The sequence below is a fragment of the Micromonospora sp. CPCC 205539 genome (assembly GCF_036906815.1).
Taxonomy (GTDB): domain Bacteria; phylum Actinomycetota; class Actinomycetes; order Mycobacteriales; family Micromonosporaceae; genus Micromonospora.
This window is the reverse complement of the sequence record NZ_JBAKHW010000080.1, coordinates 1-7,736: the sequence shown is the minus strand read 5'-3', so window position 1 is coordinate 7,736 and position 7,736 is coordinate 1. Positions and strand designations below refer to the sequence as shown.

The 7,736-nt window shown below is 67.3% G+C and carries 7 protein-coding genes; 1 reads left to right on the top strand and 6 read right to left on the bottom strand.

Features of this window, described 5'->3' with window-relative positions:
- Window positions 1-111 precede the first annotated feature (111 nt).
- The 6 genes from V6V47_RS32300 to V6V47_RS32275 all read right to left on the bottom strand — a co-directional run bounded on the left by V6V47_RS32300 (window position 112) and on the right by V6V47_RS32275 (window position 5,952).
- Window positions 112-720, bottom strand: coding sequence for a hypothetical protein (locus V6V47_RS32300; protein ID WP_334632347.1), 609 nt, complete (start codon window positions 718-720; stop codon window positions 112-114).
- A 504-nt stretch (window positions 721-1,224) separates the two neighbouring features.
- Window positions 1,225-1,728 carry a hypothetical protein gene (locus tag V6V47_RS32295; protein ID WP_334632346.1) on the bottom strand — a complete coding sequence of 168 codons (504 nt, stop codon included), beginning with the start codon at window positions 1,726-1,728 and terminating at the stop codon, window positions 1,225-1,227.
- Between the two features lie 157 nt (window positions 1,729-1,885).
- Window positions 1,886-2,821 carry a hypothetical protein gene (locus V6V47_RS32290; protein WP_334632345.1) on the bottom strand — a complete coding sequence of 312 codons (936 nt, stop codon included), beginning with the start codon at window positions 2,819-2,821 and terminating at the stop codon, window positions 1,886-1,888.
- 261 nt (window positions 2,822-3,082) lie between these two features.
- Entirely contained in the window at window positions 3,083-3,541 is a 459-nt protein-coding gene (locus tag V6V47_RS32285; protein WP_334632348.1) for a hypothetical protein, read from the bottom strand.
- A gap of 725 nt (window positions 3,542-4,266) precedes the next feature.
- Entirely contained in the window at window positions 4,267-4,794 is a 528-nt protein-coding gene (locus V6V47_RS32280; protein WP_334632344.1) for a DUF4238 domain-containing protein, read from the bottom strand.
- 252 nt (window positions 4,795-5,046) lie between these two features.
- A complete protein-coding gene (locus V6V47_RS32275) occupies window positions 5,047-5,952 on the bottom strand; it encodes a septum formation family protein (RefSeq protein WP_334632343.1) in 906 nt (301 codons plus the stop codon).
- A 641-nt stretch (window positions 5,953-6,593) separates the two neighbouring features.
- Between V6V47_RS32275 and V6V47_RS32270 the strand changes: the two genes are divergently transcribed.
- Window positions 6,594-7,445: an ATP-grasp domain-containing protein gene (locus V6V47_RS32270; RefSeq protein ID WP_334632342.1), complete on the top strand. Its 852-nt coding sequence runs from the start codon at window positions 6,594-6,596 to the stop codon at window positions 7,443-7,445.
- Window positions 7,446-7,736: the final 291 nt, after the last annotated feature.

Genomic DNA, 7,736 nt, shown 5'->3' with positions numbered 1-7,736 from the left:
CGGTGGGCAGCCGATGAGAGAGCCACCCCGCCGGTCACCTCGACCAAGCCTGGCCGGGCTGCGGTCGTAGCACCAGTACATAAGTAGCCGAAGGGCGGATGCCCAGGGCCTCTACTGACAGCGCTCGAAACTCGCTGCGATAACCTCCGCAGCTTCGCGAGTCTGTGTCGAGTGTGCCAAGAGCGCTTGAGCCGTGAGGACCAAAAACCGGTCCGAGTCGTAGGGGATCGTCCAGTGCCCCTGCCACCACGGCTCTTCGTTGTGTTGATAGCCCAACTCGATCAATCTGGAGCCGTCGTCGGCCACACGCTGATCCAGAACCCGCTGCCCAGCGGCGACAAGGGCGTGCGGATCTACCAGTCGTTCCTTCGCTACCGGGCCTTGAGGGAAGATGGTCGCCTCGCCCGGTTCGTGCAGGTAGAACGGTGTGCCGTCGCCTTGGTCCTGCGGTGACTCAACGGTGAACTGAGTGGGCCAGCGCAGACGGATGGCAGACGTCTCGACGAACCAGCAGGGATGGCTCGGCCCATCTGCAACGTCAACGACGTCTCCGCCGTCGGTGAGTTGATGGGGCGTGATTACCACCTGGGCGGGACCGGAGGGAGTCCAGCGAGTGACCCGAACGGCGTCCGAGCCTGCCTGGTGTCGCTCGAACATGTACGGCCAGTGCGGCGTCAGCGCTGTTTCGTAGCCGGCCAGCCGGGCGAGGACATGTCCCATGGTGTCGCAGGGTAGCTGATCATCGTACGAGCCTTGCCCGCCGAGATCAGGTGCACGCTCATGCCGCGTACAAGGCGCGGTTACGGGGCCTGGTGCGCCAGGGATCACGGAGTGTCAGCTGAGGGGTGGCTGGTCGATGACTTCGACGTACCTGATCAGGTTGTCGACCACATCAAGGACGAGTCGGCCCGGCCGGTCTGGGCTGAGCCTGACGTTTCGACGGCCGGGGCCGTAGGCACCGTCCGGTGGAGGCTGCGTGTAGAAGCTCTGGCAGAAGGCGCCGGGCAGTCATTGCTGGAGGAGCCGGAGGTCGGCGACCTGCTCCGCCAGGTCGTCCTCGTCTGCTTCGCGCAGCGCTCCGGCAGGTTTCGCTGCGAGTCGCGGCCATCGGTCGGTGACCAGTGCTGATTCTCGTGCGTCATCGCCGGCGACGGTAGTCGGCGAAGCCCTTGTCGTCGCTCTCATTCCCGCCGCGCGCGTGCGGGTGCCCGGCGTTGTTCACGCTCAGCCGGCCGCCGGCTCGGCGTCCGCTCCATCGAGGCACAGCTCGGCTACGAACTCGGAGAAGGTTTCGGTGACCGTTCGCCAGGTGTAAGGCGCAGAGCTGGTCGAAACATCGCTGGCAATGACTCGTGGATCAGCCGAACTCGTTCGGTAGTCGAGCGCAATCGCGGTGTCGTCACCGGCGTACTGGGCCACGGCGATGAAGAAGGCGCGGTCGACGTCAAGCCACGGGAGTTCGACCGGACCGGTTGCCGTCGGTTCTCGCGCTAATCGGAACAGCTCCGCCGTTTCGTCATCCTGGATCAGGCGGTCGAGCGACTGTGACTCCCGCTCCATCTGCTCGGTGCTGCCGAGAAAGTCCAGCGGATCGTGGAACCAGGGAATAACCCGAGCGACAGCAGGCTCGCCTGGATGGTTCCACCTGCCCTCCCGCAGGAGAACGAGTAGCAGGTCAGGAACAACGAGACCGCGGACCCGAATCGTCGCCGGATAGTCGTCCTGCACGCCCGTCCCTTCATGGTCGTCGCGGACTCCTCGTCGTCTCGTCGAGTATCCGCTCATGCCGCGAGGCGCGCGCTACGCAGTGTCCCGCCGAGCTGGCCTGAGCTCCGTCCGGACGTGCCGAAGAGCGGATGCGGCGGTCGGGTCTGACCGGGGTCAGTCACAGCCGGCCGCGCTCGCGTAGTCGGGCGAGCCGGTCCGGCGGTAGGCAGTCGGCCAGGTTCCGCTCCAGGTCGACCAGCTCAAGGTCGACCGGGTACACAACGAAGTCGTCGGCGACTGGCAGCGTGTCGGACCAGTCGAGGAGGTTGAGCCGAGCCGCCACCGCGCACAACAGTCGCCGGCCCACCTCCGATCCGGCGGCGGCATCGAGGTCGTCGGCGTTGAGCAGGGCGAGCTCCTGTCTAACCAGCCGCACCGATCCTGCGTCGTCGAGGTCGACGTCGGTACTGGCCTCGAAGTCGGCCGGCGACCATGGCGCCCGGGCGTCGATCGCCGCCAGGGCGGCGCGTTCGTCCTCAGCGACCTCATGGACCTGGAAGGACAGCGCGTCCGATCGGTCGTAGCTCAGCGCGACGCAGACGGCGCGGCCGTCGACCGCCAAGCGCGCCACGGCGTCCGGGATCAGCGTGAGGAGTGCGTCCTCGATGGCCCGGCACGCCGCTTCGAGGTCGAATCCGGCCGGCGGCCGCTCATAGCGCACCTCGGACCGACGGCCCATGACCTCAACGATGCGGACCAGGCCGCGGTCGTCGTGCTCCGCCGTCAGCACCGAAGGCGCCCGGCCGTCGTGCTCGATCTCGACGCGGCTGACCCGCCCGTCGGTGTATGCGTACGACTCCCGCCCCGAACCGCCCCGCGCGACCGTGTCGGCCGAGCGCATCAACCCGTCCACAAAACGGTACTCGTGCAGGTAGATGGGCCTGTGCGTATCGAAGTGCGCCGCCTCGACCACGTCGCCGTCGTGGCTGACGAACGTCTCGTAGTACAGGCGGCCGTGAAGAAAGCCGCTGTACTCCTCGATCACCGCCGCGCGGCCCTCGGCGTCGAACCCGATGCGCAGAACATCCCGATCCACCGGCGGTCTGGCGTCCAACCGGCGGCCAGCCTTGAGCAGGTCCGTTCAAAGTGGAACGGACGAAGATCAAGGCCCGGCCAGGCGTACCAGTCCCAACGCCCGACGAGCACGGTCGCCGCGCTCTTTCGACGGTCGTACTCGCCAGCGAGCTGGGCGAACCGCGCAGCAAGATCGGACATGTCCGGGATGCTACTGGTCGCCTAGCCGGACTGGCCGCCGCGCACATCCGGAGCTGCCGCAGTGTGCGCGCGGATCTGCTGCGAAGTGTTCACGGGCAGGTCAGAACCAGTTGAACAGCAGGTCACCAAGCCGACCCGGACGGTGGTAGGCGACATCGCGGCGTTCTTCGTCGGTAAGCAGCCGGAGGGACCGATCCTCGATCGGTTGCTCCAGCTCCGCCGGGGTGGCGACCCGCAACACCGCTCGGCGATAGATCTCCCGGCCTGGGACGGCGGCGAACACCAGATTGATCAGATGAGGATCTCGCTTTTGAGCTGCAGCGGCCAGGGCGACCGTGGCGTTGAGAAGAACGCGCAACGGTTGGTGGTCACCGAGTCGTACACCGATCCGGTGGTAGTTCCGGCCGACTGTTGGCTCCTCGACCGACGTGGTTACCGCACCACCTGCTCCTTTGATGCTCTCGTACACCGAGGCCAGCCAGGTGGCACACAGCGCCGGGTCAGGCCGCGGTGTGGTCACTCCGGCTCTCAGCAGATCGACGATGGGCACGCAGGGCATCATCCCGGATCGCAGCCGTGTCTCCACAGCGAAGCCCTCAGACGAGCGCCTCCGGCTGGCGCCCGCTGCCGGGCATTCGGATCTGCCACAAATCGTTCGCTACCCAAGGTGAGGCGGCAACCCGGCAACCTGTGCGTCACTCAGCCCGGCGTTGACGCGGAACTGGAGTACGTCCATGGCCCGGGGCAAACAGGATCGGCGGATCCGCTCCTCGCATCGCGAGGAGAGCAGAAATCGCGCCACGAGTGAGGGCCGCATCGATCGCCCGCTGCGTCTCGGGCGGAAGTGACTCCCAGGTGGCCTTGGCGGCACAGAGGTAGCAGCGCTCATCGGCTACGGGAGACAATTCGCGTAGGTTGGCCGCAGCCCGAGCATCGGTAGTCGATCATGAAGCAATTATCGTCCGCGGGCGCGTCGAGGCGGGCTCCAGTCGCACTGGGCGCCCCGACTGGTCCACCGTGACGGTGGCGACCTCTCCTATCGCTGGCTCCTTAGTCAGGCTGAATCGTGAAGTAGTCACTCGATGCCCGGAGCGACGCGGACGAACACACCGAACGGCACCACTCTGACGACCGCCCGCACAGCACCTCGCCGACCCGCTCCGCGATCTGGACCAGAGGATCCTCCTGCAACGCCTTCAGGGACAGCCGCACCTGTCCACGGGTCGCGTTTATCGACGACGGGCGCCTCGTTAAGCTGGAAGTCCCCGCAGAGTAGCAACAAATTTACAGATTGAACGCGCTGCGACCCCACGCCTCGGCGACTTTGGGGGCGTTCTTGGTCAGGTAGTCGAGGTGCAGGTTCGGGTCCGGAACCACCCGCACCTCGGTGATCCCGCGGATGTCCTGCCGCGACGAGCGGATGAGGTAGTCACCCATCAACTCGACCTCACGACGCTGTCGGGGCGTGCGCAGCAGCTGGAAGCTGATGAAGATGCTCAGGTGCAGTGATTCCTGCGGCGTGAGCGGTCGCGGTGTCCGAAAGGGGGCGAGGATCCGTTCGAGTCGACCGTCTCGCTCACCGTCGAGGTTGATGAAGGTGTAGAAGTCGCGGATCGCGCCAACGTCCTTGACGTTGCGCAGGCTCGTCTGTCCCGTGACTCGGTCGCGGACACGGATTTGACCTGACGCGGAGAAGCGTTCGAGATAGCGGCGCGGGACGGTGTGGTGCCGGCTGCCGACCATCGGCACCGGCGAAGTCGTGTCCCACCACTGCTGGATCTCGTCGAGGATGCTCGGATCCGAGTCGATCATGTCATCGACCCAGCACCGCCATTGCTCGTCATCCCGCCCGTGCTCGTCGACCATCGCACCCTTTTCACCGCACGTCTCACCGCGACGCGTTGGCCGCTATCCCGACGGTCTACCTCGCGTCCGACATTCTCGGACCCGCTCATCGCCGCGCGCCCTGGTAGTGCTGGCAGTAAGCGCCTCTCGTTGGTATCCGCCCGCGACGGGCCGCGGGGCAGTCTCGAGCCAGCACCATCCAGACGGCGAGGAGCGCGCTCAGCGGACCGGCAGCGCCCTTGTGCCACCGCCCCTGATCGAGCGAGTCACCTTCGGGCCTCCTGACCAGTAGAAGCATCGGATTCCCCGGTCGCCGCGCGCCCACGCCTCCTCGGCCGGCACCAGGTACGAGGTGCCCGTGCGGTAGCGCAGCGTGTTGTCAACCGGGACCTTGGCATACCGGGCCACGAGGGTCCGGCACTTCGCGTGCACGCCGTCCTCGTCACGGTCCGCGTCCGCGTACGAGGTGTCGGGCGCCGTCCACGAGCCGACGTACTCAAAGGTGTGCGGCCGGGCGCAGGTGCTCTGCTCGAATTTGCCGTACCGGTCCTCGTTCAGGCACCCGAAGGCCAGCGGTGACGTGCCCTTCAGTTCGTCCCGCAGGCTGCCGGTGTGCTGCACCGGGTGGTCGTCCGGATGCCGTTGCGCCGAGCCGCCGTCGGCGGTGTCTAGCTCAAAGATGTCGCACCGGAACCAGCGACTGCCACCCTGCCATCCGCCCGGAGACGGGGGCGCGACCTGCACCGTCAGGCGAGCACCCCGCCAGTCGCCACCGACGAACGCGGTCGCCTTCGCGTCGCATGCGGCAAACGCCGGTCGCAGCACTGCCGAGCCCACCGGCGGCGGGGTTTCCCGTTCGGCTACCGCGCCGGTGAACGTGCCCAGGTAAAAGGTCTCCAGCAGGTGCTGCCGTATGCAGTCGACGGGGTGGTAGCTGGTCAGGTAACTCGACGGTTCGGGATCCACGTGGCAGTCGCCCGTCTTCGGGGTGAACTGCACGGCCGCCGCGGCGGGCGGCCAGTCGTCGGTCAGGTCGCCGTCCAGCCCTGCCGGTGCCCGGCACCCCGCCATCGCCGTCACCCCGGCTAGGGCGGCCACCGCCACCCATACCCGCCACCGTCGCATGTCGCCCTCCCCGTCGTGCCGCGGCAGCATATGCCACCCGGAGGCATCACCAAGGTCCCCGTCCGTCGTGCGACATCCGGCACGGCCCAGGTGTTGAGAGTGCGGGCGGCAGCCAGGTCAGCACCGCGTCAACGTCGGCACGACGTAGCCCGGCGTACGGGTCGACAGGAGGGAGCAACATGGGTGCGCCGTCGGCGGGGCGCTGGTCGGCGGTGGTGCAGTCCTGGCAACCGAATTCGTTGTCGAGGACGGCGAGTGGCCGCATGGCGCGGGGTGGTCAAGTCGCGGGGTCTGCAGCGAGGCCGTCCGCCGCCGGCTGCCCGCGAGATGCGGCGGGGCCGCCTGCGGCAGACGTAGTTGAGGCCGGTGTTTCAGGGATCGCGGCGCGCGGCGCTGCCCGGCAGCGCCACGGCGCGGTCGAGACAACGATCCGAGCTCGCTCGCCTCCTTCCCTCCTGGTAGCGACCCCAATCGGGTCCTCCCGCCGGAGAGCGCATGCACTGGAGACTGAACACCGCTGGTCGAGGAACCGTCGTCGAGCCCTCGGGACTCATGATCCGGCGCACTCACATGCCGCGTGACGGGCGTCGGCTCGCGATAACAGCTCGAGGTCGAACGGCCGCCTGGGGCAGGATGTAGGCGTGATCTTGTTGGTTCCCGCGAATCCTCTTCGGCCGCGCCGGCCGGACGAGCACTTTGCGGCGGAGGCGCGGGCTGCGCGTGCTGCCGGGCTGGATGTGGCGGTGGTCGACCACGACGCGTTGGCGCGGGGCGGAGATGTGCGCCGCGCGGTCGCCTCGGTCTCGGGCAGCGGTCCGGCTGTGTACCGCGGCTGGATGCTGCGTAGCGGGCAGTACGCCGTGTTCGCTGAGGTGCTCGCTGAGCGTGGTGTGGTGTTGCGGACTGGTGCTGAGCAGTACTGGCGGGCACATGAGCTGCCTGGCTGGTATGCCGCTCTGGCTTCCGTGACCCCGCCATCGGTGTGGACCACGGGTTCCGATCGGGCGGACTTCGACCGAGCGCGTGCAGAACTTGGCGCGGGACCAGCGGTGTTGCGTGACTACAGCAAGTCGATGAAGCACTACTGGGACGAGGCCGCGTTCATTCCCGGTCTCGAGGACGGCGCGGCAGCGTGGAGCGTGGCGAGGCGGTTTCTAGAGCTGCGTGACGACGACTTCGTGGGCGGGTTCGTGTTGCGGCGCTTCGAGCGGTTCGCCTCGACCGAGGTACGGACGTGGTGGATCGACGGTGTATGCGTTCTGATCGGAGCGCATCCCGATAGCCCGAACGGCTCGGTGTCAGTCGAGGTCGACCTGGCCCCGGTCGCACCGTTGGTCAGCGGGCTCAACTTGCCGTTCGTCACCGTGGACCTCGCTCTGCGCGAGGACGGCGTGTGGCGGGTCATCGAACTCGGTGACGGGCAGGTCAGCGACCGACCAACCACCATCGAACCTCAAACGATGATCGAGGCCCTGCTTGCCCAGGCCCGCTGACCGGCAACACCTGTCCGCCTGAACTTCCGCTCTCACCGCCGACCAGGCGCCACCCTCCGCCGTATCTAGAACCGCCCTACGGCGGGGTGCGCGGCGAACACTTCTTGTCCGCCGTCGCTCCAACGCTCCAGCTTTGCTCGCGCCTCGGCCGCAGTGACCGGTTGGTCCTCGTGCCAGACGTACAGGTCAAAACTCACCGCTGTCAACGCCGCCCCAACCCTGACCACCGTGGTCCGGCTGAAACTGGACCACCTCGGTTGGTTGATCTTTAGTCGTTAGTCTTATTTGCTG

What these genes read in the sequence shown, in the direction of transcription:
- V6V47_RS32300 (WP_334632347.1), bottom strand. Translation starts at nt 720, where the DNA reads ATGGGACATGTCCTCGCCCGGCTGGCCGGCTACGAAACAGCGCTGACG.
- V6V47_RS32285 (WP_334632348.1), bottom strand. Translation starts at nt 3,541, where the DNA reads ATGCCCTGCGTGCCCATCGTCGATCTGCTGAGAGCCGGAGTGACCACA.
- V6V47_RS32280 (WP_334632344.1), bottom strand. Translation starts at nt 4,794, where the DNA reads ATGATCGACTCGGATCCGAGCATCCTCGACGAGATCCAGCAGTGGTGG.
- V6V47_RS32275 (WP_334632343.1), bottom strand. Translation starts at nt 5,952, where the DNA reads ATGCGACGGTGGCGGGTATGGGTGGCGGTGGCCGCCCTAGCCGGGGTG.